This window comes from Enterococcus sp. DIV1337a (assembly GCF_051712285.1).
GTDB classification, from domain to species: Bacteria; Bacillota; Bacilli; order Lactobacillales; family Enterococcaceae; genus Enterococcus; species Enterococcus faecalis.
In genome coordinates, this window is record NZ_JBIOOP010000001.1 from 1,136,421 (window position 1) to 1,162,478 (window position 26,058).

At 36.4% G+C, this 26,058-nt stretch carries 26 protein-coding genes; 19 read left to right on the forward strand and 7 right to left on the reverse strand.

Annotated features, from left to right (window positions below; genetic code table 11):
• Positions 1-8: 8 nt before the first annotated feature.
• The 5 genes from IGL49_RS05545 to IGL49_RS05565 all read right to left on the reverse strand — a co-directional run bounded on the left by IGL49_RS05545 (position 9) and on the right by IGL49_RS05565 (position 5,109).
• Positions 9-1,214, reverse strand: coding sequence for a YdcF family protein (locus tag IGL49_RS05545; RefSeq protein ID WP_162782455.1), 1,206 nt, complete (start codon positions 1,212-1,214; stop codon positions 9-11).
• Between the two features lie 153 nt (positions 1,215-1,367).
• Entirely contained in the window at positions 1,368-1,568 is a 201-nt protein-coding gene (locus IGL49_RS05550; RefSeq protein ID WP_104854570.1) for a cold-shock protein, read from the reverse strand.
• 299 nt (positions 1,569-1,867) lie between these two features.
• On the reverse strand, positions 1,868-2,989 hold the full coding sequence (locus IGL49_RS05555; RefSeq protein WP_104854569.1) for a baeRF6 domain-containing protein: 1,122 nt from the start codon (positions 2,987-2,989) through the stop codon (positions 1,868-1,870).
• A 287-nt stretch (positions 2,990-3,276) separates the two neighbouring features.
• Positions 3,277-4,413 carry a hypothetical protein gene (locus IGL49_RS05560; RefSeq protein WP_104854568.1) on the reverse strand — a complete coding sequence of 379 codons (1,137 nt, stop codon included), beginning with the start codon at positions 4,411-4,413 and terminating at the stop codon, positions 3,277-3,279.
• Positions 4,414-5,109, reverse strand: a complete 696-nt coding sequence (locus IGL49_RS05565) for an ATP-binding cassette domain-containing protein (RefSeq protein WP_104854567.1) — start codon at positions 5,107-5,109, stop codon at positions 4,414-4,416. It abuts the gene before it with no gap.
• A 143-nt stretch (positions 5,110-5,252) separates the two neighbouring features.
• Here IGL49_RS05565 and IGL49_RS05570 point away from each other — a divergent pair, with 143 nt between their 5' ends.
• Positions 5,253-5,621 carry a hypothetical protein gene (locus IGL49_RS05570; RefSeq protein WP_010777603.1) on the forward strand — a complete coding sequence of 123 codons (369 nt, stop codon included), beginning with the start codon at positions 5,253-5,255 and terminating at the stop codon, positions 5,619-5,621.
• 160 nt (positions 5,622-5,781) lie between these two features.
• Here the strand turns inward: IGL49_RS05570 and IGL49_RS05575 are convergent, their stop codons facing one another.
• Entirely contained in the window at positions 5,782-6,132 is a 351-nt protein-coding gene (locus IGL49_RS05575) for a helix-turn-helix domain-containing protein (protein ID WP_104854981.1), read from the reverse strand.
• 191 nt (positions 6,133-6,323) lie between these two features.
• On the opposite strand from IGL49_RS05575, the gene IGL49_RS05580 reads away from it, so the two are divergent.
• From IGL49_RS05580 to IGL49_RS05600, 5 genes are all read left to right on the forward strand, one after another.
• Positions 6,324-7,757, forward strand: a complete 1,434-nt coding sequence (locus tag IGL49_RS05580; RefSeq protein ID WP_104854982.1) for an MFS transporter — start codon at positions 6,324-6,326, stop codon at positions 7,755-7,757.
• A gap of 204 nt (positions 7,758-7,961) precedes the next feature.
• A complete protein-coding gene (locus IGL49_RS05585) occupies positions 7,962-8,636 on the forward strand; it encodes a metal-dependent hydrolase (protein ID WP_104854983.1) in 675 nt (224 codons plus the stop codon).
• Between the two features lie 9 nt (positions 8,637-8,645).
• Positions 8,646-9,965, forward strand: a complete 1,320-nt coding sequence (locus IGL49_RS05590; RefSeq protein ID WP_002357743.1) for a DRTGG domain-containing protein — start codon at positions 8,646-8,648, stop codon at positions 9,963-9,965.
• A 13-nt stretch (positions 9,966-9,978) separates the two neighbouring features.
• A complete protein-coding gene (locus IGL49_RS05595; RefSeq protein WP_104854984.1) occupies positions 9,979-10,932 on the forward strand; it encodes a DHH family phosphoesterase in 954 nt (317 codons plus the stop codon).
• A 113-nt stretch (positions 10,933-11,045) separates the two neighbouring features.
• A complete protein-coding gene (locus tag IGL49_RS05600; protein ID WP_002357741.1) occupies positions 11,046-11,384 on the forward strand; it encodes a zinc ribbon domain-containing protein YjdM in 339 nt (112 codons plus the stop codon).
• A gap of 60 nt (positions 11,385-11,444) precedes the next feature.
• Here IGL49_RS05600 and IGL49_RS05605 read toward each other — a convergent pair whose 3' ends face one another.
• A complete protein-coding gene (locus tag IGL49_RS05605) occupies positions 11,445-11,843 on the reverse strand; it encodes a hypothetical protein (protein WP_162782457.1) in 399 nt (132 codons plus the stop codon).
• A gap of 55 nt (positions 11,844-11,898) precedes the next feature.
• Between IGL49_RS05605 and IGL49_RS05610 the strand changes: the two genes are divergently transcribed.
• The 13 genes from IGL49_RS05610 (at position 11,899) to IGL49_RS05670 (ending at position 26,050) form a co-directional block, all read left to right on the forward strand.
• Positions 11,899-13,080 (forward strand): VanZ family protein, encoded by a 1,182-nt coding sequence (locus tag IGL49_RS05610; RefSeq protein WP_104854986.1) that lies wholly within the window; start codon positions 11,899-11,901, stop codon positions 13,078-13,080.
• A gap of 53 nt (positions 13,081-13,133) precedes the next feature.
• On the forward strand, positions 13,134-14,492 hold the full coding sequence (locus tag IGL49_RS05615) for a DEAD/DEAH box helicase (protein WP_373413004.1): 1,359 nt from the start codon (positions 13,134-13,136) through the stop codon (positions 14,490-14,492).
• Positions 14,493-15,036: 544 nt separating this feature from the next.
• Complete coding sequence (locus tag IGL49_RS05620) at positions 15,037-15,720, forward strand: helix-turn-helix domain-containing protein (RefSeq protein ID WP_104854988.1); 684 nt, start codon at positions 15,037-15,039, stop codon at positions 15,718-15,720.
• A gap of 344 nt (positions 15,721-16,064) precedes the next feature.
• A complete protein-coding gene (alaS, locus tag IGL49_RS05625) occupies positions 16,065-18,707 on the forward strand; it encodes an alanine--tRNA ligase (RefSeq protein WP_104854989.1) in 2,643 nt (880 codons plus the stop codon).
• 202 nt (positions 18,708-18,909) lie between these two features.
• A complete protein-coding gene (locus tag IGL49_RS05630) occupies positions 18,910-19,626 on the forward strand; it encodes a tRNA (adenine(22)-N(1))-methyltransferase (RefSeq protein WP_104854990.1) in 717 nt (238 codons plus the stop codon).
• Entirely contained in the window at positions 19,610-20,728 is a 1,119-nt protein-coding gene (locus IGL49_RS05635; protein ID WP_104854991.1) for a Nif3-like dinuclear metal center hexameric protein, read from the forward strand. The genes IGL49_RS05630 and IGL49_RS05635 overlap by 17 nt, the downstream gene beginning before the upstream one ends.
• A gap of 29 nt (positions 20,729-20,757) precedes the next feature.
• Entirely contained in the window at positions 20,758-21,987 is a 1,230-nt protein-coding gene (pepT, locus tag IGL49_RS05640; RefSeq protein ID WP_104854992.1) for a peptidase T, read from the forward strand.
• Between the two features lie 145 nt (positions 21,988-22,132).
• Complete coding sequence (locus tag IGL49_RS05645) at positions 22,133-22,399, forward strand: DUF1294 domain-containing protein (protein ID WP_104854993.1); 267 nt, start codon at positions 22,133-22,135, stop codon at positions 22,397-22,399.
• Between the two features lie 19 nt (positions 22,400-22,418).
• Complete coding sequence (locus IGL49_RS05650; protein WP_104854994.1) at positions 22,419-23,447, forward strand: lysylphosphatidylglycerol synthase transmembrane domain-containing protein; 1,029 nt, start codon at positions 22,419-22,421, stop codon at positions 23,445-23,447.
• A 140-nt stretch (positions 23,448-23,587) separates the two neighbouring features.
• The gene (gene mobA, locus IGL49_RS05655; protein WP_164982870.1) at positions 23,588-24,163 is read left to right on the forward strand and encodes a molybdenum cofactor guanylyltransferase; all 576 of its coding nucleotides are present in this window, start codon (positions 23,588-23,590) and stop codon (positions 24,161-24,163) included.
• Between the two features lie 15 nt (positions 24,164-24,178).
• Positions 24,179-25,003, forward strand: a complete 825-nt coding sequence (locus tag IGL49_RS05660) for a formate/nitrite transporter family protein (RefSeq protein ID WP_104854995.1) — start codon at positions 24,179-24,181, stop codon at positions 25,001-25,003.
• Positions 24,993-25,574, forward strand: a complete 582-nt coding sequence (locus IGL49_RS05665; protein WP_002363879.1) for a hypothetical protein — start codon at positions 24,993-24,995, stop codon at positions 25,572-25,574. Before IGL49_RS05660 ends, IGL49_RS05665 begins: the two co-directional genes overlap by 11 nt.
• Positions 25,562-26,050, forward strand: a complete 489-nt coding sequence (locus IGL49_RS05670) for an NADH-quinone oxidoreductase subunit NuoE family protein (protein WP_104854996.1) — start codon at positions 25,562-25,564, stop codon at positions 26,048-26,050. The genes IGL49_RS05665 and IGL49_RS05670 overlap by 13 nt, the downstream gene beginning before the upstream one ends.
• The last annotated feature ends 8 nt before the right edge of the window (positions 26,051-26,058 follow it).

The following is a 26,058-nucleotide window of genomic DNA, read 5'->3' on the forward strand; positions in this document are numbered from 1 at the left end:
CTCCTTCTTTACTGAATAATCAAGCCTGTTAAGAATAACATAACCATACCGATGGCAGCTAGGCCGCAAACAATAATATGGCGGCGTTTGTACATCACTACAATAGCAATGAACTCTCGAATAAACGCGTTAGGTAAAAAATAAAATGCGGTTTTCGCTCCAATACCATCCGCTTTTAAGCCAGCCATTCGAGCGAAAAGACCCGCTCGGAAAAGGTGATAATTGTTTGTAGTAAAAATGGCTTGGAAATTAGTATTTCCAAAATCCTCAATCATCGTTTCTTTGGAAAAACGCATATTTTCCAGTGTGTTTTTTGAATGAGCTTCTACTAAAATATCATCGTCAGGAATACCTTGCGTCAAAGCATACATTTTCATTGCGACACTTTCAGGAAGTAATTCATCGGGACCTTGGCCACCAGACATGACGATTTTTGGTGGATTTAACGTGGCGCGATTTTGAGCCTTGTAAAATTGAATCGCTTTGTTGATGCGGGCTTGCAATAACGGCGGGACAATCTCACCATTGATTAACCCAGAACCTAACACAACAATATAATCCTGTGTATATTTTGGCTGATTAAATTGATACAACGTAGAAACGGTCAAGAAATTATAAAAAACAAACGCGAAATAAGTCAAAATAAATGGTGCAATAGTTAGTGGCAAGGAGAGCCAAGTCGGTAATAATGATTGGAAAAAGAAATTATAAATTAACAATAATGTTAAACCGATCGCCAGTAACAAAGTCAACAAGTTCCCTAAAGAACGACCTTCTTTTCTCATAACAACGACCGCATTCCAATAAAGGAAAATAATTAAAGCATAAATTCCTAAAGCCAACCCGATAAAGATAGCCAAAAGGGCAATAATTGCTAAGGTGATTAGAAAGTAGTTGTTTGTCCGGATTGCAGTAATCCCTAAATAAATTGCTAGAACTACAAGAAAAATATTAAATAACGTCCCATTTAACAAACGCCTTTTTTCTTTGAAATAGAAGAGCGCAAACAAGCCAAAAAAAGCAATAGGGATTAAAAAGAAGGCTGTACCACGAATGATTTCTAAATACAAAACATAAGAGAAGAATAAAAAGATAGTCCAACCAAACGTCCACGGTAACCAATCGTGTTCTTTTTTCTTTTTCCGCCACGAAGGAATGAAAAAGAGACCCAATAAATAAACACCTAAAAAGGTTAAATCACCATAAAATTGCATAAATAAACTCCTTTAAAACATTTTTCCTCTTCAGTATAACGAAAACTCTTAAAAAAAAATAGGGGAAACACTTAGTTTCAGAAAGTTTTCTTGTTTTTTTTATAAAAAAAAACCTGACGTTTAACGTCAGGTTTTTGAGTCAGTATTGTTTAATTAAGCTTTAGAAACGTTAGTTGCTTGAGGGCCACGTTGACCTTCTTCAATTTCGAAAGTTACTGCTTGACCTTCTTCTAAAGTTTTGAAGCCGTCACCTTGGATAGCTGAGAAATGTACGAATACATCGTTTCCGTTTTCTGCAGTGATGAAGCCAAAGCCTTTGTCTGAGTTAAACCATTTTACTGTACCTGTTTCCATAATAAATATCCTCCTAGATGTGTGTGTTATAACACATTCATATTTTGCAATTACTTGAAAGGTGAAAAATGTGGAAGATGTTTATTTGAAACAGCTACCCATATTACCGAACAAAAACTACATCTATTACTATAGCATACTAACTGGTTTTTGTATAGCAATAACCTTATTTTCTTTTTTATCGGATGTTTTTTAAAAACTAGAAAGTGAAGATAAGGCTGTTATAGTGCTGTTTCAATAAGGCTAAGAAAAAAAGCCCATTGTAAGGCGCTTTCTTACAATGGGCTTTTGGATGTTTTTTAATAACGGAGGATAGCCGCTAAAGATTTTTCATCTGGTGCAGCTTTTTGGTCTAAGACAAAAACTTGACCACCGTTTTGGATGACTTGGTAAGCAATAGTGTTTAAAAGTTTGCGACGGTCATATTCTTCAGATGACATTTCATTGTTTTCAGTAACAAAGAGTGACGTTGCAATAAAAAGATGAGAAATTTTGCCGTCAGCTGCCGCTGGCGAAATATCAGTAAATTGATCTAAAAATTTACGATCTAGTAATTTGTTATAAGAAGCTGTTTCTTTTTCTGTTAACTCTGCAGCTATTTTTTCACTAGCGCTACGGATATCTTGAATGGTTGCTTGTGCAGGTGAAGCAGCAACTGAAATTGAGCAATCATAATAAGGATTTTTAGCAATCTTTTTAAAAAGTGTTTGGTTTTCTGGTAAAGCATAAAGATAAAGCGGTAATTTTTCAGGATTATCCAGTTGATCTTTTAAGAAAGTATCGACCGCTTGATAGTAGTTCACCCAATCAATTTCAACTTCTTTATCTTTAGTATTGATGCTATGATAAGCGACACCTTCTTTAGAACCATTAGAACTACCTTGAGTTGAAAAGTTTAAATTGCCACCCGTTAATTCATCACCTAAAGCTGTGACCACGTCGGTTGGTGCATCTTTAGGCAATTCAACAGGAGTCACAGTCGTATGATCGACCTTGTAAAGTTTCATTGAATCGCGATTTAGAGCAAGTAGGTAATAATGGTAGTTAAATTGTTTGTCTTTGACTAGTCCAAGTAAATAAGGAATCGTGTCCACGTAATATTGATCATCAACGGGCACATCTAATCGTTGGACTAAGGTATTCTCTGGAGATAAGATGATTGAAACGCTTGCTGTGCCGTTGCGCCAGAAGGAAGCATCAGCTAGAAGTGCATCAATTTTTTCTTGGAAAACGGCCCATTTTTCTTCAGGAAATTTTTTTTCAAAGCGTGTTTTTGCCGCTTTTGCAAAATTTTTCAAAACAAGCGAATCTTTTTCTACGTTTTGATGAGCGACATGGGTGTTAAACAAGAAGGTAACAAAAGGTCCATGAACTTCTTCAGAAAATAATGTTGATAAGCTATCTTTTTTTTGATTTGCCATAATAAAATCCCCCTTCTAAGAGTAAGTGTAGCACAGGAAATCGAATGTTTAAAACAATATGTTCAATATAGGGAAACGCTTTAAAGAATCTAAATAAAGGACTGTTAATGGTGTTCTAATAAAAGTTTTATAAAAAATATAGCTGAAACTCATGATAAAAAAGGCACAAACCACTATACTTACGTTATGCCAATTATCCCGAATTGGTTTTTTCATACTTACTCCTACCAAGAGTAAATAACAACCTTCATTTCCACCACAGACGACGGTCGTGGTGGTTTTTTTGTTTAGGTTCTAGTTTTTTTTGCTATTAACTTTTGAGAAGGACAGAGTAAGATAGTTAGAGAGATTATGACAAGTACGAGAATGGTGAGAAGAGTTATTAAGATCCCGTTTTGATAGGTTAACAATGGATTTCGCAAAGGTCTCATAATGTCACCACCTAATAGAATATGAGGCATATCCAAGTAGCTTAAGAGAATGTAAGGTTTTAAGTTCTCGTTAAGTAACGTATTGAGTACATCGTATTGTCCAATCACTAATGGAATAATTAAAACAGAGAGATTTAGAATTAAATTACTTGTTAGAATGCTGAATACTAAACTTAACAATGCTAGAAATGCTAGAAATAATATAAAAAAGAAGATTGTTTTAACGACAAAGTCACCTGTTGCTATCAAACTGACTTCCGTATTTTTCGAACTGGTGGCAATCGGGTAATTAAACACACCCAGTCCATTTTTCAGAAAGACAAATACAAGTACAAGGAGAAATGCGCTGAGTAGGTTTGCAAAGAGCGACAAAACAATGGCAAAAAGCTTGGTGTAATATGTTCGTACATAGGAGTTAGAAGAAACACAATACCAAATGAAATTATGTTTTTTATAGTCTAAATTAAATAAATAAGCAATCTGGAAACTAATCAGAATTAAAATAATTTGCATTAATTGAGGAGAAGAAAAAACCAAATTTAGATATTGGATTACGCCCATCTTTTTTGGATTATCACTCGTTTTATTTAGCCCATTGTTTTTTAAATACTCCAGTACGGCCACTATACTTTTTTGTTCACTAATTGGTCTAGCTTGCAGACTACCATCTAGAATTCCTTCTAGCGTTTTTTTTTCCAAGTTATACTCATTTTCGACAATCGCTTTTTGATCTCCTTTCTTTAGAGAATCAATGAGCTTTTTTAAATAACCATTTGTTTCCTTGATGTCTTCAACGATTTTTGTTGCAGTTGGGTCGTCTTTGATACTTTCAATCGTTGTTATGCCGGCATAGTAATTATCTTCGTAATATTTTACATAATTAAAATTGTCATTTCCTAGAAAAAAAGGAACGCTAATAACGAGAACGAATAATGCAAACAGAAAATAAGTGGTTTTCTCTCGAAAAATTTTAATTAGTTCAAATTTTATCATTTAGGCACGACCTTTCGTTGCATATAGTTCGTAGTATTCTTCTTTTAATTGTAGATAGTCTAGTGACGCTGCTTTCAGAATACCGCTATCTAAAAAATAAATTGCATCACAAAGCTTGCTTATTTCGAAAATATTATGAGATGACAAAAGTAATGTTTTTCCTTGCTCTTTTAAAGTAAGAAAGACGGTTGCTAGGTACTCAACATTTTCAATATCGAGACCATTTAATGGCTCATCAAAAATCAGAAAAGACGCACCACTAGCGATGGCGACTGAGAGCAAGGCTTTTTGCTTCATACCTGCAGAAAGGTGTTTAATTTTTTTGTTTATGTACGTGTTAACACCGACTAAGTTAATGATTGATTCAAAATTAGCATCATGTTTCCATAACTTGGCCGCTACTTGCATATTTTCGTAAACGGTAAGATTTGCAAATAATTGATTCGCGGATTCTATGAAAAAGATTTTTTTATTGTAGTCAGTTCTGTTTTTGATTGATGTTTTGTCAACTATTACTTCACCAGATTCAAACGGAATAAGTTGGACGAGTGATTTAAAAAAAGTCGTTTTTCCTGTACCATTTGGGGCCACAATACATGTGATTGATCCCGTATTTAATGTAAGCGACAAGTCATTCAAGATGTTTTTATTGTTCAATGCTACGCAGATCTTGGTTATTTCTATTGAATTATTCAATTTTTTTCCTCCTTTTATTAGAAATAAGTTATATAGATTATATTAACATTAAATTAAAGAAAGAGAAAGGTTGTTTTTCGAATAATTATTTAGTAGTATAAAATTATAAATAGTGAAAATATATTAGGTTAGGAGTAGAAACAATGGAAAAGAAAGTTGTGTATGGTTGTGTTCTAACAAATTTGTTGGGTGTTAGTTTGGTGTTTAATTCACCAGTAGAGGCAGAAGAAGTCATTCAAAATGATGCGTTAGTTGAATTGCAAAACGAGATTGGTAGTCAATCTGTTAACCCAAGAAACAGAGCTTATGTTGGTTGGGTCGTGAGGTATTTCCATCAATATCAAACTCGAGCAACAGGGAATTGGGCGCCAAATTTACATGGATATGTTTATGGGAAAATCAATGTGCGTAATGGTTATTCTGCGAATGGATGGACGTATTTGGGAACAACGAATAATTCTAATTGGTTTACGATTGAACACAAGTTTAGACAAAATTATCGAGTATGGTAAATCGATTATTTTATAAGTAAGGATAAATAAAGAAGATAAACCAAATAAAGGCCAGAAAGTGTCTCCTTCTGGCCTTTATTTGGTTTATTACAATGAATATGCTAGTGGCTGAATAAATTAATAAGTACAAACAACACAGAGCCGCTGACTGTCGTATTATTTAAGGATTGGTCATTTCAAATTTACGAAACCGCAAGAAACGATTTGCTTCTTCCTCTAACTGAGTAATTTCTTCCTCCGTTAAGCCTTCCGTAGTAATCTGAATATGTAACTCTTTTTGTATGTTGGTAATAGGTGCCTGATGATTAATCTCTGTTTGTTGGGTGCGGCCCATTAAATAGTCTAAGGAAACAGAAAAATAGTCTGCTATTTTTAAAAGATTCTCTACTTTAGGTGAAGAGGTATCCCAACGACGAATTTGTCCATTGGAAATACCGACGTTTCTTTCTAATTGGGCGAGGGTTAATTGCTTTGACTGAGCTAATTGTTTAATGCGAGAAATTAAGGTCATTTCAAGTCCTCCTTGCGTTTTCCGTTTGTTAATTTTAAATTAGCGTAAAAGCGAAGGGTTGTCAATTGCGAGCGTGTAATAAGAAGGTGAACATCTCATGAGTGATTTTTTAGAAAATTTCCGATGAAAAAAAGTAGAAATAGAGTTATTATTAGTAAGTAAATTGCTTTGGAGCGAGAGGGGATGAATCAATGGAGAAAATTAAAAGTTACCAAGAGGATTCTGAAGTACAGAAAAATCGTTGGTGGATCTTAGTTTCTGTGGCTATGTTTACCTTCATGTCTACATTAGATTCCAGTATTGTAAATATTGCTTTACCGACAATTTCAAAAGAAATGTTCGTACCCATGAATCAAGCGGAATGGGTCGTATCTATCTATTTAATGGTTGTCTGTGCTTGTTTATTATTATTTGGAAAAATTGGCGACAGTTTTGGAAAAATAAAAGTTTATCGAATCGGCACGGTTATTTTTACGATTGGTTCGTTACTTTGTGGCTTTAATCAATCACTGAGCTTTCTACTATTTGCGCGAGTCGTTCAAAGTATTGGTGCTAGCATGACCATGGCGACCAATTCAGGAATTATTACGGAAGTATTCCCTCTGAAGGAAAGAGGGCGGGCGCTCGGTGCAGTAGGTGCCTTTGTCTCTTTAGGAGCGATTGCTGGTCCTGGGATTGGTGGGTTGATTTTATCAAACTTTTCTTGGTCTTATATTTTTTGGATTAATGTTCCCGTGGGGCTAATTACAATTTTAATCGGTGAAAAGTTTCTACCAAAAGATATTACAAAAACAAAAGAAAAAATCGATTTTCCAGGATTTGCTTGTATTGCCATTGCGATTATGACGTTCTTCGGCGGGATTTTCCTCGGACAAGAGAGCGGATTTGGCTCGGTACAATCCTATTTATTGTTCATTATTGCAGTAATCGCACTAGGATTATTTATAATGGTTGAACGGAAAAGAAAAAGCCCACTTATTAAGTTCGCAATTTTTAAAAACAAAATTTTTACTTTAAGTTTATTGTCCGCCGTTTTAATTTTTGCCTCGAACTTTTTTGTAAATGTTGTCATTCCATTTTATTTGCAGGATGCACGCAAACTAAGTGCTAGTTATGCTGGTCTATTAATGATGGTATTTCCGTTATTAATGGTGGTTGGGGCTCCTCTGAGTGGCTATTTGACGGATAAAATTGGCCCAGGTATTTTAACGTTTGGCGGCTTGTTGCTTTTGTGCTGTACGTCGTTAATGTATATGTTTTTAGATATGAATTCGCCTATCTGGTATTATGTGATTGCAACAGCCATTATGGGATTAGGAAATGCACTTTTCCAGTCTCCAAACAATACAATGGTTATGAGCAGTGTTGAAAAGCAAGACTTAGGTGTAGCAGGAAGTATGAATTCTTTTGCTAGAAACTTAGGGATGGTCATTGGGATTGCGTTGTCAACGACCATTTTATATCGTGGCATGAGTGAAGCATATGGTGAAAGAGTGACCACGTATCTGGCTAATCGCCCAGATATATTTATTGTGGGAATGCGTGAAACCTTTTTTGTCGCCTTTCTATTATGTGTAGCGGCCTTTATATTAACGATTTTACGTTTTCGGAAAACAACCAAATAAGTAAAAAGAAACAGACGAGAAAGATTCATGATTTTTCTCGTCTGTTTCTTTACTAGCTAAGAAAATAAGCAAATGCGATTGTATATTTCTAATTCTCTGTTACAATAAAGAAAGTAAACTGTACTAAACTGTATTACTTTTAAGAATGAATTTGACGATTAATTATCATAAGATTGTGTAGAAAATACCGTAGGAGGAATACAAATGGAACTGATAGGACATGGACATTCATGTATTGAAATTCGTCTAAATGACGGCACGAACCTTTTATTTGATCCTTTTATTAATGGCAACCCTTTAGCGGACGTTTCACTTGCAGATTTACACCCTGATTACATCTTAATCACCCACGGACACAGCGATCATATTGGCGATATGCTAGCAATTGCTCAAGCCAACAAGGCAACGATTATTGCGATAGCTGAAGTGGCTACGTATGCGCAGTCGCAAGGGATAAAAGCGCATGGAATGAATCTAGGTGGGCGTTATGTCTTTCCTTTTGGTTCGGTTAAATTTGTGCCAGCTTTGCATAGTTCCGGTTATGAAATAGACGGCGTAATGACCTACATGGGCGAAGCAAGTGGGATTATTTTAGAAGCAGAAGATAAAAAAATTTATCACGCTGGTGATACGGCGTTGTTTTCAGATATGCGCCTTTTTGCAAAAGACCAATCCATTGATGTAGCGTTCTTACCAATTGGCGATAATTATACGATGGGACCAGAGGATGCGCTACAAGCAGTCTCTTACTTAAATCCCAAAATAACCATTCCAATTCATTACAATACCTTTCCTGTTATCCAACAAAATCCAGCAATATTCGTAGAACAAGTAGTTGGCGGGAAAGTATTAAACCCAGGAGAGACGATCCTAGTTTAGGAGGAAATTATGGCGACGAAACATGATCAAATTTTAAAACATATTGAAGAATTACCGATTGGCGATCGAATCTCTGTTCGAAGCATTGCCAAAAGTTTAAGTGTTAGTGAAGGAACAGCGTATCGGGCCATCAAAGATGCAGAAAATATTGGGCTTGTTTCCACCATTCAACGTGTTGGTACGATACGAATTGAGCGGAAGTTAAAAAAACATATTGAAAAATTAACATTTGGTGAAGTGGTCCGGATTATTGAAGGAGATGTGTTAGGCGGTAGCTCTGGTCTAGACAAAGTCCTTAATAAATTTGTAATTGGTGCGATGACAGAAACCGCGATGACGCGATATATTACTCCCGGATCCTTAATGATTGTTGGTAACCGCCAAGGTGTGCAAAAGCTTGCTTTAGAAAATGGGGCAGCCGTTTTAATTACAGGTGGATTTGAAACATCTGAAGAGATTGCGCAGTTAGCAGATCGTCTGGGTATGCCTGTCTTGAGAACCACATATGATACATTTACTGTGGCTACTATGATTAACCGTGCTTTAAGTGATCAGCTGATTAAAAAAGACATTTTACTCGTCAGTGATATTTATACAGCGCTTGAAAAAACCAATTATTTGTTGACAACTCAAACGATTGCAGATTATCAGGCATTATCTGAAAGTACCCATCATTCTCGTTTCCCAGTAGTAAATAAGAAATTACGTTTAGTGGGGATTGTCACAGCCAAAGATGTCATTGGTAAAAGTGAACATTTAACCGTGGATAAAGTCATGACAAAGGACCCCAATGTTGTGAAAAAGATGATGAGTGTGGCGAGTGTCAGTCATCAAATGATTTGGGATGGTCTAGAAGTCATGCCGGTGGTGGAAGATGATTTAGCGCTTGTTGGAATTGTTTCTCGCCAAGATGTGATGAAAGCCATGCAATTGGTGCAACGACAACCACAAATTGCAGATACAATTTCAGATCAAATTTCCGGGGAAGTGATGCCTGTTGAAGAAAATGGCAAAGAAACAACCCGTTTTCGTTTTTCGGTTGCGCCCCAAATGGTTAACAGTGTTGGTACCATCTCGTTTGGTGTCCTAAGTGAAATTATTTCTAACGTGACACAACGAACAATGTTGATGAATCAAAAAAGAAATGTACTAATTGAACAAGTGAATCTACATTATTTGCGGCTAATCCAGTTGGAAAGTGAATTGGACATTCGTCCACGGATTTTAGAAATTGGTCGTCGCTCTGCAAAATTAGATATTGAAGTTTATTTAGAAAATGTCATTGTGGCAAAAGCAATTGTTGTTTGCCAAGTGATGGAGAGAACGTAGGAGGCTACAAAGAATGGACGTAGTAAAAGAAATTATGGCAGCAGTTAAACAATATGAAACAATTATTATTCATAGACATCAAAGGCCCGACCCAGATGCGATTGGCTCACAGGTTGGGTTAGCAGAACTCTTAAGAGCGAGCTTTCCTGAAAAAAATATTTATCAAGTAGGCGGACCAGTGGAAGGCTTAGAGTTTTTAGCTGAAATGGACGTTATTACTGATGATGTCTATCGAGGTGCATTAGTCATTGTAACAGATACTGCAAATGCTCCCCGAATTAGTGATGCGCGTTTTTCTTTAGGCGATCAATTAATTAAAATCGATCATCATCCGAATGATGAACCCTATGGAGATTTAGTTTGGGTGAATACAAATGCAAGTAGTTGTAGTGAAATTATTGTTGATTTTTGGCAACAGCATTTAGCAGAATTAACGATGACAGATAATGCAGCTCGTTTATTGTATGCTGGGATTGTAGGGGATACAGGACGTTTTCTTTATCCTTCCACTTCGGCGCATACACTCGCTGTCGCTGCACAATTGCGTACGTTTAACTTTAATGCCGCAGACTTAAATCGTGAGTTAGACCAAATGCCTTTAAAGGTTGCTAAATTAGCGGGTTATATTTATCAAAATTTAGAAATCGACGCAAATGGCGCTGCTCGTGTCGTTTTACCACAAAGTATTTTAAACAGTTATGATATTGTCGATTCTGAAACGGCAGCCATTGTTTCAATGCCAGGAAAAATTGAAGATGTTCTCTCATGGGCAATCTTTGTTGAACAGCCAGAAGGTTATTATCGCGTTCGGTTACGTTCCAAAGGACCAATCATTAATACAATTGCTAAAAAACATCATGGCGGCGGCCATCCTTTGGCAAGTGGCGCTAATGCATGTGATGCGGCTGAAATTGAAGTGATTTACCAAGAAATCCAGGCAGCTTGCCAAGAGTGGGCCCCAAAATAAATCAGTAATTAGAAAGTACTTATCTGTCGTTGATAAATCATTAGGACTACTTTTCATTCACTAGAAAATAAGGTAAAATGAAAAAGAATTATTTTTTACAAAGGAGAACGTTAATGACAGAGCAATTACCAAACTGCCCTGAATGTGGGTCGGCATATGCCTATGAAGATCGCGGACTATTTATTTGTCCAGAATGCGGTCATGAATGGTCACCAACGGAAGAAGTTGCAGAAGAAGGCTTAGTAGTCAAGGATTCAAATGGCAATCTTTTAGCGGATGGTGACAGTGTTACTGTAATCAAAGATTTGAAAGTCAAAGGTGCTAGCGGAGCAATTAAACAAGGCACAAAAGTGAAAAACATTCGTTTAGTGGAAGGCGATCATAACATCGACTGTAAGGTAGATGGCTTTGGTCCAATGAAGTTAAAATCCGAGTTTGTTAAGAAAAATTAAATTTCATTTGAATGATGAGACAGTAAGAGTCTAGGACACAACCATCGTCCTAGACTCTTACTAATGTTTATCGGTCTTGTATTTTATCATTGTACGAAGGCCGTGCCAAGCGTTGTAAATAGTGAGGATTAACCCGATACCTAAAGGAATCCATAACCATTGCGGAGAATAAGCGGCATCTTTTAACGTTTCAGGATTGATGGTCCATGATTCTTGCAATACTTGGAAACTAAAAACCATCAGAAATGTTGAAATAAGTAACAAAATAAACCGTAAATAATGAATCGTTGTTTGACGGTGAATCAGTGCAAAGAGTAAGTAGAGCACAAGTAAGAATAGCGGCACTCCAAACGCAAAATATGGCTGTAACATGAGAACGTCCTCCTTTTTCTTAATGATACTGCAAAGGAGAGGATTTGCAAAATAAAATTTATTGTTGGTACATTTTTTTAGAAACAAGTATAGTGTTATTGAGGCATTGATACTTGAAATTGTTTATCTTGGAGGAATTTTTATGGCAGTATATAGCGAACCAATTAAATGGGCAATCATTATTTTCCCGTTTCTAGCATTTTTTATTTCTGGGGCATTATTAATCTATGAATACCGCAAATATGGTTCATTTGTTTGGACACGAGCAATGATTTTGTATTCATTTGTTTTTTATTTATTATGTGCCTATTTCTTGGTGATTTTACCGTTGCCATCTCGGGCAGAAGTGGCTCAATACACAGGACCAACAATGGAATTGCGGCCTTTTCATTTTATTTCAGGGATTTTAAACGAAACCGTTTTTTCGCTCAAAGATCCTAGTACGTATTTACCAGCATTAAAACAGCATGCCGTTTTAGAACCACTGTTTAATGTTTTATTAGTTTTACCTTTTGGTGTGTATTTACGGTATTATTTCAAATGCTCATTTTTAAAAACAGTTCTTGCTAGTTTTTTATTGTCATTATTTTTTGAATTAACACAGTTATCTGGTCTTTATTTTATTTACCCACGTTCGTATCGCTTGGCGGATGTCAATGATTTAATTAATAATACCGTCGGAGGAATGGTTGGGTATTGGTTGACGCCGCTCTTTACCTTTTTATTGCCAACACGAGAAGAAATTGATGCCACCTCTTATGAAAAAGGGCAGACAGTTAGCCTGTTAAGACGTTTCTTAGCTTGGGGGATTGATTGGTTGGCGATTGGCTTTGTACAAGGCCTGCTCGTTTTTGGATTAAATTTTATTCCAGCTTATAAAAATTGGGCAACTAATTATCCGATTTTTTCAGATCGGATGTGGTTCTTTATCATGGTGTTTGCGGTCTTTATCGTCATGATGAAACTGACAAATGGTCAAACGTTAGGGAAAAAAGTTGTTCGCATTCGGGTGGTTGAAACAGGACATGAAAAAATTCGTTTAAAAGCCTTGTTTGTTCGCTACGGTTATTTGTATTTTGTGTATGGTTTAATTAGTATTTATCTAGCTAATGCCACTGATTTATTGAATTCTTCTAATCGGATGTTGCAAATGGTGTCATTAATCTTGTATTTGTTCTGTTTAATTTTATATTTACTATTTTTGGTCAACGTTTTGGTTACCTTGATTCGTAAAAAACGGCGTTTGTTTTATGAAAAAGCTAGCCATACTTATACAGTCAGTACATTAGAAGTTGCGAAAACAAAGGAATCAGCAGGTGAGTAAAAGTTGTTTTTGTGTTATAATGCCAAAGTGCATAAAGAATTTAACGAGAAGAGGTGAGGCAAGTGCCTTCATTTAAACAATTTCAATTTCAACCTTTTATCAACGAAGCACTCGCAGAAAAAGGGTTTGAAGAACCAACAGAAGTCCAAGAAAAATTAATCCCAATCATTAAGAAAGGGAAAAGTGTCATTGGACAATCACAAACAGGAAGTGGCAAGACGCATACTTTTTTACTTCCATTAATGGATAAAGTTAAGCCAACTATCGACGAAGTACAAATTGTGATTACTGCGCCTAGTCGTGAATTAGCCAATCAAATTTATCAAGAAGCGCAGCAATTGGCTCGTTTCAGTCAACCAGAAATTCGAGTGTCAAATTTTGTTGGCGGAACAGATAAACAACGGCAATTAAATAAATTAAAGCATCAGCAACCTCATGTGGTGATTGGTACACCAGGGCGGATTTTAGATATGATGAATGAACAAGCCTTGAAAGTGCATACGGCTTTTGCCTTTGTTGTCGATGAAGCAGACATGACATTAGATATGGGCTTTTTAGCAGAAGTCGATCAAATTGCTGGTCGTTTGCCAGAAAAATTACAAATGCTCGTTTTTTCTGCAACCATTCCAGAAAAATTACGACCATTCTTAAAAAAATATTTAGAAAATCCAGTGATTGAACAGATCAAACCAAAAGCAGTTATTTCAGAAACAATTGACAATTGGTTGATTTCCACCAAAGGAAAAAACAGCAATCAAATCATTTATCAATTATTGACTATCGGGCATCCTTATTTAGCGATTGTTTTTGCAAATACTAAACAAAGAGTTGATGAAATCACCGATTACTTAAAAGATCAGGGCCTAAAAGTTGCCAAAATTCATGGAGATATCACACCACGCGAAAGAAAACGTGTGATGCGTCAAGTTCAAAATCTTGATTATCAATATGTGGTAGCTACTGATTTAGCGGCGCGTGGGATTGATATTGAAGGGGTTTCGCATGTCATCAATGCAGAAGTTCCCCATGAATTAGACTTCTTTATTCATCGAGTTGGCCGCACAGGACGTAATGGATTAAGCGGGACTGCCATAACATTATATTCACCAGCAGATGATGAAGCGATTACTCAGATTGAGCAGTTAGGTGTTTCTTTCAAACCGAAAGAAATTAAAAATGGTGAGATTGTAGAGACGTATGATCGCAATCGTCGAACAAAACGAGAAAAATCTCGAGAAGAATTAGACCCAACGTTAATTGGTTTAGTGAAAAAGAAAAAGAAAAAAATTAAACCGGGATACAAGAAAAAAATTAATTGGGCAATTGAAGATAACAATAAGAAAAAACGTAAAATTGAGCGTCGTCAAAAAGATCGTTCTGCCAGAAAAGCCAAAAAGAATTCTTCTAATTAAAAAAGATGTTGAATATTAAAAGTGAGGAACTAGAATCGAAAAGATTTTAGTTCCTCCTTTTTTTGATAAATATTTAAGTCATTTTTAAAATAACTCTTTTTTAAGAGCTGTTATCGCTAAAAGTGAAAAAAATTACTAATTAATTGTAAAGATTTTTATTAAAAACATCAAAATGTTGGTCTTTAGAACCAACATTTTGATGTTTTCTCAAGAAAATAATAATAAATTTATAGAATTTTTAGTGTGTTTTAGCAAAAAATGGGAAGTTTTGGGCCTTTTTTTGGTAAAAAACTGGCTGTAATAGTTGCTACTAAAGGAAATTCATTTTTTTTTACGGAGGATAAAAAAATTTTACACACAAAAAAATTCATTTTCTAATATAATATAAATAACCACCAAAATAAAGAAAAAAGGAGTGAAGAGAGATGAAGTTAAAAAGGTGTTTATTAATCAATCGATGGAAGAAATACACAATTTGGTAACGTATTTTGATTGATCCGTTTAGTTATTAGTAGTAGAAAGAAATTCTAGGAGGAAAGAAGAAATGAGAAGGATTTTGGTATTAACAAAGAACATTTTAGTTGAGCAAACATTTCAACAGCAATTACAACATTTAAATTATGAAGTCTTTTGTACAAACTGTTTTGAAGAAACTATAGAACGTGAGTTAGCTTTTTTTAATTATTTTGATGCAATTGTTTTAAGCGAGACACTTTCTCAGAATGATTGTTTGAGATTGCTAGGGAGTCTTACATCATTAGAGAAACCGATTTATCGACGTTCGCAATCGCTGTGTAACAAACGTGAAGCGGAGATTTGGCAGGAAAGAGGCATTATCCGATGGTTAGGTCTAAAAGATTCATTGGAAGATATTCGTGAAAAGATTGACATTGTCGATCAAAATTTTGCCGAAGTAACAGCCGAGCTATTTGACGAGCAAGTAAAAAAGATTCGCTTTACAAAAAACGAGCAACGTTTTTTAAAAATCTTGTATCATCATGCCCACGAAGGGTTGGACCGTGATCAAATTTGTCGCATGCTTTGGCAGAAAGAACCAGATGCTTCGACAAAATCGCAGCTGTCTTTTGTATGTAAACGAGTGAAACAAAAATTTAGTGAGGCAGGCATGAATGAAGAAATTATTACAACCTCGTGGGGGAAAGGGTATCAAATAAATGAACAAATTTTACCTTATTTAGAGCAAACATTGTTTGAAACAATTCAGTAAGAAACATTCCTACGAAAACAATTGACTTTTCAGCAGATCTTTCTTATACTTTTGACTATAAGCTAAAGGATATGAGGAATCTTATTTTGATCACAGAAAGCCGTTCGTTGCTGAGAGAAGGGTATCAGATAAATTTACTTGCTCCCTTTAGATAGACTTGATAGAAATATCAACGCGACTCTGCGTTATAGAGCTTAAGAGGTAATGATCCAACATCATTGCAATCAAGGTGGTACCGCGAGCAATCGTCCTTGACTGCAATGGTGTTTTTTGTGTTCACAATCAGCCGCTTAAGAGGGTACAAAACATAAATAGTTAATTATTAATAGAAAGTAGGAAAATCAATGAAAGAATTAACAAGTAGTCAAGTTCGTCAAATGTATTTAGACTTCTTTAAGTCTAAAGGACATTCAGTAGAACCAAGTGCTTCTTTAGTACCAGTAAATGATCCAACCTTGTTATGGATTAACTCTGGTGTTGCAACTTTGAAAAAATATTTTGATGGCTCTGTTGTGCCAGAAAATCCAAGAATTACGAATGCCCAAAAATCTATTCGTACAAATGACATTGAAAATGTTGGGAAAACGGCCCGTCATCATACAATGTTTGAAATGTTAGGAAACTTCTCAATTGGGGACTATTTTAAAAATGAAGCGATTCACTGGGCTTGGGAATTTTTAACAGGTGCTGAATGGCTTGCTTTTGACCCAGAAAAATTATATGTGACTGTTTATCCGAAAGATACAGAAGCGAAACGCATTTGGCGTGATGAAGTTGGTTTATCTGAAGACCATATTATTGATGTGGAAGATAACTTCTGGGATATTGGTGCTGGTCCAAGTGGTCCGGATACGGAAATCTTTTATGATCGCGGCGAAGAATTTTTAGATATCCCAGAAGATGATCCAGAAAATTATCCTGGTGGCGAAAATGAACGCTATTTAGAAATTTGGAACTTAGTTTTCTCTGAATTCAACCATACACCAGAAGATACGTACGAACCATTACCACATAAAAACATTGATACGGGTATGGGCTTGGAACGTGTTGTGTCTATCATTCAAGATGCCCCAACAAACTTTGAAACTGATTTATTTATGCCAATCATTCATGCGGTAGAAGCTTTAGGAACCAACGTGAAATATGGGGATGCACCACAAACGGATGTTTCCTTTAAAGTGATTGCTGACCATATTCGTGCCTTGTCCTTTGCAATTGGCGATGGTGCGCTTCCTTCAAATGAAGGTCGTGGCTATGTGCTGCGTCGTTTATTACGTCGTGCAGTAATGCATGGGAAAAAATTAGGCATTAATGAAGCCTTTTTATACAAATTAGTGCCTGTTGTTGGCGAAATCATGGTAAGCTACTATCCAGAAGTATTACAACAAAAAGACTTCATTGAAAAAGTGGTTCGGACAGAGGAAGAACGTTTCCATGAAACCATCAATGAAGGTTTAAGCATGTTAAATGAGGTTATTAAAGAAGTTAAAGATGCAAAAGGCGATACATTAGATGGGAAAATTATCTTCAAACTTTATGATACTTTTGGCTTCCCCGTAGAATTAACGGAAGAAGTTGCGGAAGATGAAGGCTTGAAAGTCGACCATGCGGGGTTTGAAACAGAAATGGAAGCACAGCGTGAGCGTGCTCGTTCTGCTCGCAGTAAAGAAACTTCAATGGGTGTTCAATCTGCATTATTAACAGATATTAAAGTAGAAAGTAAATTTGTTGGCTATACAGAATTAACACATGATAGTGAATTATTTGTTATTATTCAAGGTGACGCACTAGTAAATGAAGCAACTGCAGGAACGGCCGAATTAATTTTTGCCGAAACACCATTTTATGCTGAAATGGGTGGACAAATTGCTGACCGCGGCTATGTGAAAAATACCGCTGGCGAAGTAGTTGCCAACGTCGTGGATGTGAAAAAAGCACCAAACGGTCAATTTTTACACAAAGTAGAAGTTTTGGCGCCATTAGCAGAAGGTCAAATTTATCAATTGCAAGTGGACGAACGGATGCGGACACGTATTTTGAAAAATCATACGGCAACCCATTTATTGCATCGTGCTTTAAAAGATGTGTTAGGGGAGCATGCCAACCAAGCAGGCTCATTAGTTGCACCAGGACATCTACGTTTTGACTTTACTCATTTTGGGCAAGTTACATCAGAAGAACTAGCGCGGATGGAAGCCATCGTTAACGAAAAAATCTGGGAAGCTATTCCTGTTGTCACAATTGAAACAGATATTGATACAGCGAAAAACATGGGCGCAATGGCGTTATTTGGCGAAAAATATGGCAAAGAAGTCCGTGTAGTTAATATTGGGGATTACTCTATCGAATTATGTGGTGGAACACACGTTGCTAATACAGAAGATATCGGGATTTTCAAAATTGTTTCTGAATCTGGAATTGGTGCAGGAGTACGCCGTATTGAAGCAGTGACGAGTAAAGAAGCGTATCAACTTTTACAAGAAGAAGAACGTCAATTGAAAGAGATTGCTACATTAGTTAAATCACCTCAATTAAAAGAAGTGGTTACGAAAACAGAGCAATTGCAACAACAATTACGTGATCTACAAAAAGAAAACGAACAATTGGCAGGCAAATTAGCGAACCAACAAGCTGGTGACATTTTTAAAGATGTCAAAGACATCAATGGTGTTCGTTATATTGCCGCTCAAGTCAATGTTAAAGACATGAATCAATTACGCCAATTGGCTGACCAATGGAAACAAAAAGAATTGTCTGATGTACTAGTTCTAGCAACTGCACAAGATGAAAAAGTAAGCTTGTTAGCGGCTATGACAAAAGACATGAACGGAAAAGGCTTAAAAGCCGGTGACTTAATCAAAGCAATTGCGCCAAAAGTTGGCGGTGGCGGCGGTGGTCGTCCTGATATGGCTCAAGCTGGTGGGAAAAATCCAGCAGGGATTGCGGATGCCTTAGCAGAAGTTGAAAACTGGTTGGCAAATGCCTAATTAAAAATGTTTTCCCTATTATTAATATAAGGAGAATGCTCTTTATAGCAATAATGACAGCCCTCTTCAAAGTTATGAAATTGATTTTGAAGGGGGTTCTTTTTTTTAAATGATTAAGGAGAGGAAACAGTAGATTGCACGAATGTGTAAGTTTTCATCTTCAATTGACAATGGTATAATAAGCAACGGAGGAATCAAAAATATGAATGAAAATCAATTATCAAAACGTCTCGCAACGGTTGGTGATTTAATCCCTAGAGGAAGTCGCTTAGCAGACATTGGTTCAGACCATGCTTATTTACCAGTTGCTTTAATGTTAGAAAATAAACTTTCTTTTGCTGTGGCTGGGGAAGTGGTGGAAGGCCCTTATCAATCTGCCAAAAACCAAGTCAGTAAATCCAATTTGACGGATAAAATTATCGTACGTTTAGCGAACGGGCTAGATGCAATTGAACCTGAAAATCAAATAGACGTCATTAGTATTTGTGGAATGGGCGGCACATTAATCCGAGATATTTTAGAAGCTGGACGCAAAAAAAATCGTTTAACAGGGAAGGAACGCCTTGTTTTACAACCGAATATTGGTGAACCAACTTTACGCCGCTGGTTAGTGGCAAATGACTACAGTATTATTGATGAAACAATCGTGGAAGAAAACCGTAAAATATACGAAATTATCGTAGCCGAAAAAAAAGAGCAATCCGTTTCTTATACGGACCAAGAATTACTATTTGGGCCAGTTTTAATTAAAAAACAAGGACCAGTTTTTACCAAAAAATGGCAACGAGAATTAAAACAGCGCAAAACGGTTCTTGCACAACTAGCAAAAGCAAGTGGAGAACATATTGAAAAACAAGCGAAACTACAGCAAGACCAACAATTAATTGAGGAGGTACTGGCCAATGGCTGTGAACGGTAAGACATTGATTCGACGCTTCAATGACTATTGTCCCGAGTGGCTAGCTGAAACGGGAGATCCTGTGGGCTTGCACATTGGTACGTTAGATAAACCAATTGAAAATGTGATGGTTACCTTAGATGTTCGTCCTGAGGTCGTTGCAGAAGCAATTGAGAAGCAGGTTGATTTAATTATTGCGAAACACCCACCTATTTTCCGCTCAGTTAAGCGATTAACCACAGATAATTTTCAAGAAAAAATGTACGCTGATTTATTAAAACACGATATTGCTGTTTACGCAGCGCATACTAACATGGATATTATTGATAATGGCTTAAACGATTGGTTTTGTGAATTATTGGGAATTAAACAGACCACCTTTTTAACTAAAACACATACTGTTCCTTATAAAAAATTAGCCGTTTTTGTGCCAATTGATGAAGCTCCGCAAATGAGAGAAGCTTTAGGTCTAGCTGGCGCTGGAGCTCAAGGTGATTATTCTAAAACAAGTTACTCTTTAATTGGAACAGGACGTTTTACACCAACACAAGGAGCAAATCCCACGATTGGCGAAATTGGTCAAGAAAGTGTTGTCCAAGAAGCAAAAATCGAAGTGATTTTCCCTGAAACTAAGCAAGAACAAGTTCTTGAAGCTATGTTACAGGCACATCCTTATGAAGAACCAGCGTATGATGTTTATACCATTGAAAATCAATCAAAAGAATTTGGTTTAGGTCGGGTTGGAGTATTAGACGAGCCTGTGAGATTCTCTGATTTTGTACAGCAAGTCAAGGAAGCTTTCCAATTGGATGGCTTGCGGGTCATTGCAAAAGACGATACTAAAATGATTCAACGGGTAGCCATTTGTGGTGGAAGTGGTGAAAAATTCTATCACGATGCATTACGTAAACAAGCCGATGTCTATATTACTGGTGATGTGTATTATCATACGGCACATGATATGATTGCTGAAGATTTACCAGTCATCGATCCTGGTCATTACATTGAAGCGCTTTGTAAGCCAAAACTTGTGGAATTAATGAATCAATGGAAACAAGAAAATGAGTGGGCTGTATCCATTTTTGAATCAGAAGCGAATACCAACCCATTTCGTTTTAAATAAAAAAATGAAGATTAAAGGAGTGTTCTTTTATGTATGAAAATTTATTACCTCGTTTTTTACGCTATGTGAAAACAGAAACACGCTCAGATGCAACAAGCACAACGACACCATCAACACAAACACAAGTAGCCTTTGCACAAACCTTAAAAAAAGAATTAGAAGAATTAGGAATGAGCGATGTTATTTATAACGAAACAAATGGTTTTGTAATTGCTACGTTACCTAGTAACGTGGAGAAAGACGTTCGTTCAATCGGTTTTATTGCCCATATGGATACCGCTGATTTTAATGCAGTGAATGTTTCTCCGCAAATTGTTGAGAACTATGACGGAGAATCAACGATTCCTTTAGATAAAGAAGGCAAATTCACTTTAAATACGAAAGACTTTCCTAACTTAAAAAATTATCGTGGTGAAACACTTATCACAACCGATGGTACCACTTTATTAGGGGCGGATGATAAATCAGGTATTGCGGAAATAATGACAGCCATGGAATATTTAATTAATCACCCAGAAATTAAACATGGCACCATTCGTGTGGCTTTCGGTCCTGACGAAGAAATTGGTGTCGGTGCCGACAAATTTGATGTCGCTCAATTTAACGTGGATTTTGCTTATACAATGGATGGCGGACCAGTAGGCGAATTACAATTTGAAACGTTTAATGCGGCGCAAGCAGAAATTACAATTCAAGGGAAAAACGTTCATCCAGGCACGGCGAAAAATACAATGATTAATGCGTTACAATTAGGAATTGATTTCCATAATGCCTTACCTGCTGACGAAGTTCCAGAAAAAACAGCAGGTGAAGAAGGCTTTTATCATTTAGCAGCGTTTGCTGGAACGCCAGAAGAAGCTACAATGACGTATATTATTCGCGACCACAATCGCGAGATTTTTGAAGCACGTAAAGCTAAAATTAAAGAAATTCAACAAACACTGAATGCACCATTTGATGAAGAACGAATCAAAGTTGACTTATTTGATCAATACTATAATATGCGAGAAGTAATTGAAAAAGATATGTCCATCGTCGAAATTGCTAAACAGGCAATGGAAGAATTGTCCATTCAACCAATTATTGAACCTGTTCGCGGTGGAACGGATGGCTCAAAAATTTCTTATTTAGGGATTCCAACACCAAATATTTTTGCTGGTGGCGAAAATATGCATGGACGTTTTGAATTTGTTTCATTACAAGCCATGGAAAAAGCGACCAATGTGATTATTAAAATTGTTGAATTAAATGTAAAATAAATGAGGCACTCAATAGGAAAGTAAGAAAACGGGCAACCGAGAGCTTACTTTCCTGTTGTAGTTTCATGAGTCATTGAAAATTTTTTTGCAATTAGAATCAGAACAAGGTATCCTAGTACAGTAACTAGTTAGGAGGCCAGAAAGAATGTTTCAGTGGATAGTAATCATTTATTTCCTCGTTATTAATTTAGTATTGTTTAGTATGATGGGTTATGATAAAAAACAAGCAAAACGTGGGAACTGGCGTATTCCAGAACGCCGCTTATTGACGATAGGACTGGTCGGTGGCGGTCTAGGTGGGTTAATAGGACAAAAGAAATTTCATCATAAAACCCAAAAACAAATTTTCGCATTGTGTTATTCAATTGGCGTAATCGTGATGATTAGTTGCATCTATCTAACGTTTAAGTAAGAACAAAAAAGGAGAAGCGATGAAAGGAAAAGTAAAAATTGGCTTAAATATGTTGTTAATGATTATCGTTTTAGGCGTAATCTTTTATGTCATGGATAATTCATTAAGTGATATTTTTGCTCAACTGATGGAAACGAGTTGGCTGGTGCTAATGGCTGTTATTTTTTTTGGTGTAGTTTATCAATTTGCAGAAGGGCGCTCAATCAAGGAAATAGCTCGTTATTTTAACAAAGACTTTACAACAGTGGATGGTTTTTTTACTTCTTGTTATGTAGCATTTTATCGGATTATTTCATTTGGCACGGGAACCTTGCTTTCGGAAATTTATTTTTATAAGAAAAAAGGAATTCCTGTTTCTAAAAGTGTGGGGATAACGGCATTACATATGATTATGTATAAAGCGGCCGTGATTTTTTTAGCAATTATTGGTTTGATTATTCAATTCTCCTTGTTTTATGAAAATGCGCCTAAGATGATTCCATTCATTTTAGCAGGTGTTATTTTAACATTAGTAATAATTGCAGCATTGCTTATTTTATCTAGTAGCTTAAAGTTGCAAGTTTTATTGGTTAAGTTTACCAATCGTTGGTTCAAACGACCAAAACTAAGAGATTGGGTGGATAATTGTAATTTACAAATCTATTCCTTGCGGGCGGCTGTGCAAACAATTACACAAGATCGCTCAGCGTTGCTCCGAATCTTTTCATGGAATGTATTTAAATTATTATTTTGGTACATTATTCCTTACATTGTTTTAGTGGAAAATCACCCGAACATTGATTTATTATTAGTGATGTCCTTTACCAGTTTTGCTGTTATTCTTTCAGGAGTTATTCCAACACCTGCTGGCATTGGGCCATTTGAATTTGTTTACTTATTGTTGTTTAAACCATTGGTCGGCAATGTTGATGCTGTAGCATCTGTTTTACTGTATCGATTTGGTAGCTTTGTTTTACCCTTTTTGATTGGCTTGGTTTATGTCGCCATTGAGAAACGAAAATCATTACGCATTGAGATTGAAGAAATAAAACGTCAAACAGATGAATAAGGTAGAACGAGAAAAAGAACGACTCTTTTTCTCGTTCTTTTTTTTTAAAAGGAATTGACTTGTACGAGGGATGTCTTATAATAGACTTAATACATGACTAAAAAATATTTTTTTGAACTAATAAAAATTATGGTAAAGGGGTGGGGAAAATTATTGCTGATTGTACAGCAGTGCTGTTATGCGGCGGGAAAAGTTCACGGATGGGATTTGATAAGGCATTACTGAAAGTTCAAGGCCAATACGTGATCTTGCAAACAGCTGAAAAGTTAATGGAACTGTTCGAAGAGGTTATTTTAGTAACGAATGATAGTCAAAAATTTCCTAAGGCGTTTAGAAAATGCACAATCATTCAAGATATGTATCTTGGAAAGGGGCCATTAGGTGGGATTGTGACAGCAATGAACTATACTCAGAAAGCTGAAGTGTTTGTAATTGCCTGTGATATACCAACTTTTTCTCCTAAACTTGTGTATCAGTTAGCCTCTAAGCGTGGACAAAATCAAGTAACAATCTTTGACTTTGAGGGTCGTCAAGAACCATTATTTGGCTTTTATCGATGTTCTTGTTTACCAACATTTCAAAAGCAACTTGTGCAAAATAACTATCAGATTCGCCGAGAATTTGAGCACCTATCTGTAAAAACGGTGCAACTATCAAAAGAGAAGCAACTTAAAAATGTCAATCGAAAAGAAGAATTGTCTCAGTGGTATCGATAAAAAGGAGGAATCGTAATGGATTTTTTCACTAGTGAAGAAATAGTTGCAAGCTTAGGTGATAAGGCAGAAATGAAAGGGAAATTATCGTTTGTTCGACTCTGTATTTTAGGCATCATGGCTGGTTTTTGTATTGCACTGGGTTACTTAGCGTTTATTCGTATCACTGGAACCGCCCCCACAGAATGGGGAAGTTTTAATAATTTTCTGGGCGGTTCTTTATTTCCAGTCGGATTGATAGCGCTTACTTTTGTTGGTGGTGAGTTAGCAACTGGCAATATGATGGTGATGACATTAGGCGTATTGCAGAAAAAGGTTCGAGTGGGAACTCTTTGTTATAACTGGGTAGTTGTTTTATTGACCAATTGTCTGGGCGGATTTCTCGTAGCGTATTTATTTGGCCATATTGTTGGGTTAACTGAAGGTGCATTTCTGGATAAAACAGTCGCAGTTGCTCAGGCGAAAATTGCTGATCCACCGTTAGTCGCTTTTGTTTCAGGGATAGGCTGTAATATTTTTGTTTGTTTAGCTGTTTATCTCGGAGCGTTGGCAAAATCATATTTAGGTAAAATGTTTGGCTTATGGTTTCCTGTCATGGTTTTCGTTGTTTGTGGGTTTCAACACGTGGTCGCCAATGCGTTTATTATTCCAGCAGCAATTTTTTCACAAAGCACCACAATCAGTTGGTGGGATTATTTGCAGAATACACTATGGGTATTTTTAGGCAATGCGGTGGGGGGCAGCCTTTTTATGGCCGTACCATTGATCTTTATGACAAAACCAGCAACTGTCAAACCAAGAGTTGAGAAAACGATTCAGACGGAGGAACTCTATGGCAATTGAGGTGCCGAACATGATTCAAATTGGTTCTACTGGTCGAAATAGTGGCAAAACGACATTAGCCGAAGCTCTTATTAAACAGTACCAAGAAGTCTATCCAATTTATGGCTTGAAGATTATTACGATTAGTGGTCAACGAGGGGTGTGTCAACGAGGCACAAAAGGATGCGGAATTTGTACCAGTATTACAGCTGGTTATGAATTAGTAGAAGAGCAAGAGACGATTGGCAATAAAGATACCATGAAATTATTAGCTGCAGGTTGTCAAAAAGTTTTTCTATTGAAAGTTTTTCAAGAAAATTTGGCGGAAGCTATTCAGCAATTTTTGAAAGCTGTGCCGGCCCAAGCTTTAATCATTTGTGAATCAAATTCGTTACGTAACGTTGTGCAGCCAGGACTATTTCTTATGATGAATAACCAGAATCGCCAAAAAGAATCAGCAAAAAAAGTCATAGATAAAGCCGATTTTTGCTTGCTATCTGCTGAAATACCAAAAGAATTGCGTATCTATTATCAAGGAGAACAACTTCAAGTTTCACTAAAAAGGGGGAATAAAAAGGAATGTGTGCATTAAGCTTAATTGAAAAAGAAGCGATTATTCTAGAAAACGATGCTGATCCACAACGAATTTTAAATATTTTAATTGAATTACAATTTGCTTCAGAAGAAGGGTATATCGATCAGGAAACAGCTCAATTAGTTGCAGAGCATCTGCATTTAACAGAAGCGCGAGTCTATGAAATCGTCAGTTTTTATGCCATCTTAAAGACGGAACCGCAAGCGAAGTATGTGTTGAAGATTTGTAACAGTACGCCGTGTCATTATACTGGTGGGGCGATGGTTGCTGAAGTTTTAGAAACCATTTTAGAAGTGCCAGAGAATCAGACGACCCCAGATGGCTTATTTATGTATCACAGTATTCCTTGTATCGGGGCTTGTGATTTAGGCCCAGTAATTAAAATTAAGGACACCGTTTTTAGCCAACTAACAGAAGAGAAAATTTATCAATTAATTCAACATTTGCAAAATGATTGCTATGAAGGATTGTAGGAGGTGAG

What these genes read in the sequence shown, in the direction of transcription:
- IGL49_RS05575 (WP_104854981.1), bottom strand. Translation starts at nt 6,132, where the DNA reads ATGACCTTAATTTCTCGCATTAAACAATTAGCTCAGTCAAAGCAATTA.
- IGL49_RS05610 (WP_104854986.1), top strand. Translation starts at nt 11,899, where the DNA reads ATGGCAGTATATAGCGAACCAATTAAATGGGCAATCATTATTTTCCCG.
- IGL49_RS05545 (WP_162782455.1), bottom strand. Translation starts at nt 1,214, where the DNA reads ATGCAATTTTATGGTGATTTAACCTTTTTAGGTGTTTATTTATTGGGT.
- alaS (WP_104854989.1), top strand. Translation starts at nt 16,065, where the DNA reads ATGAAAGAATTAACAAGTAGTCAAGTTCGTCAAATGTATTTAGACTTC.
- IGL49_RS05620 (WP_104854988.1), top strand. Translation starts at nt 15,037, where the DNA reads ATGAGAAGGATTTTGGTATTAACAAAGAACATTTTAGTTGAGCAAACA.
- IGL49_RS05600 (WP_002357741.1), top strand. Translation starts at nt 11,046, where the DNA reads ATGACAGAGCAATTACCAAACTGCCCTGAATGTGGGTCGGCATATGCC.
- IGL49_RS05580 (WP_104854982.1), top strand. Translation starts at nt 6,324, where the DNA reads ATGGAGAAAATTAAAAGTTACCAAGAGGATTCTGAAGTACAGAAAAAT.
- IGL49_RS05665 (WP_002363879.1), top strand. Translation starts at nt 24,993, where the DNA reads ATGGCAATTGAGGTGCCGAACATGATTCAAATTGGTTCTACTGGTCGA.
- pepT (WP_104854992.1), top strand. Translation starts at nt 20,758, where the DNA reads ATGTATGAAAATTTATTACCTCGTTTTTTACGCTATGTGAAAACAGAA.
- IGL49_RS05590 (WP_002357743.1), top strand. Translation starts at nt 8,646, where the DNA reads ATGGCGACGAAACATGATCAAATTTTAAAACATATTGAAGAATTACCG.
- IGL49_RS05645 (WP_104854993.1), top strand. Translation starts at nt 22,133, where the DNA reads ATGTTTCAGTGGATAGTAATCATTTATTTCCTCGTTATTAATTTAGTA.
- IGL49_RS05595 (WP_104854984.1), top strand. Translation starts at nt 9,979, where the DNA reads ATGGACGTAGTAAAAGAAATTATGGCAGCAGTTAAACAATATGAAACA.
- IGL49_RS05555 (WP_104854569.1), bottom strand. Translation starts at nt 2,989, where the DNA reads ATGGCAAATCAAAAAAAAGATAGCTTATCAACATTATTTTCTGAAGAA.
- IGL49_RS05670 (WP_104854996.1), top strand. Translation starts at nt 25,562, where the DNA reads ATGTGTGCATTAAGCTTAATTGAAAAAGAAGCGATTATTCTAGAAAAC.
- IGL49_RS05635 (WP_104854991.1), top strand. Translation starts at nt 19,610, where the DNA reads ATGGCTGTGAACGGTAAGACATTGATTCGACGCTTCAATGACTATTGT.
- IGL49_RS05660 (WP_104854995.1), top strand. Translation starts at nt 24,179, where the DNA reads ATGGATTTTTTCACTAGTGAAGAAATAGTTGCAAGCTTAGGTGATAAG.
- IGL49_RS05550 (WP_104854570.1), bottom strand. Translation starts at nt 1,568, where the DNA reads ATGGAAACAGGTACAGTAAAATGGTTTAACTCAGACAAAGGCTTTGGC.
- IGL49_RS05585 (WP_104854983.1), top strand. Translation starts at nt 7,962, where the DNA reads ATGGAACTGATAGGACATGGACATTCATGTATTGAAATTCGTCTAAAT.
- IGL49_RS05570 (WP_010777603.1), top strand. Translation starts at nt 5,253, where the DNA reads ATGGAAAAGAAAGTTGTGTATGGTTGTGTTCTAACAAATTTGTTGGGT.
- IGL49_RS05560 (WP_104854568.1), bottom strand. Translation starts at nt 4,413, where the DNA reads ATGATAAAATTTGAACTAATTAAAATTTTTCGAGAGAAAACCACTTAT.
- IGL49_RS05650 (WP_104854994.1), top strand. Translation starts at nt 22,419, where the DNA reads ATGAAAGGAAAAGTAAAAATTGGCTTAAATATGTTGTTAATGATTATC.
- IGL49_RS05630 (WP_104854990.1), top strand. Translation starts at nt 18,910, where the DNA reads ATGAATGAAAATCAATTATCAAAACGTCTCGCAACGGTTGGTGATTTA.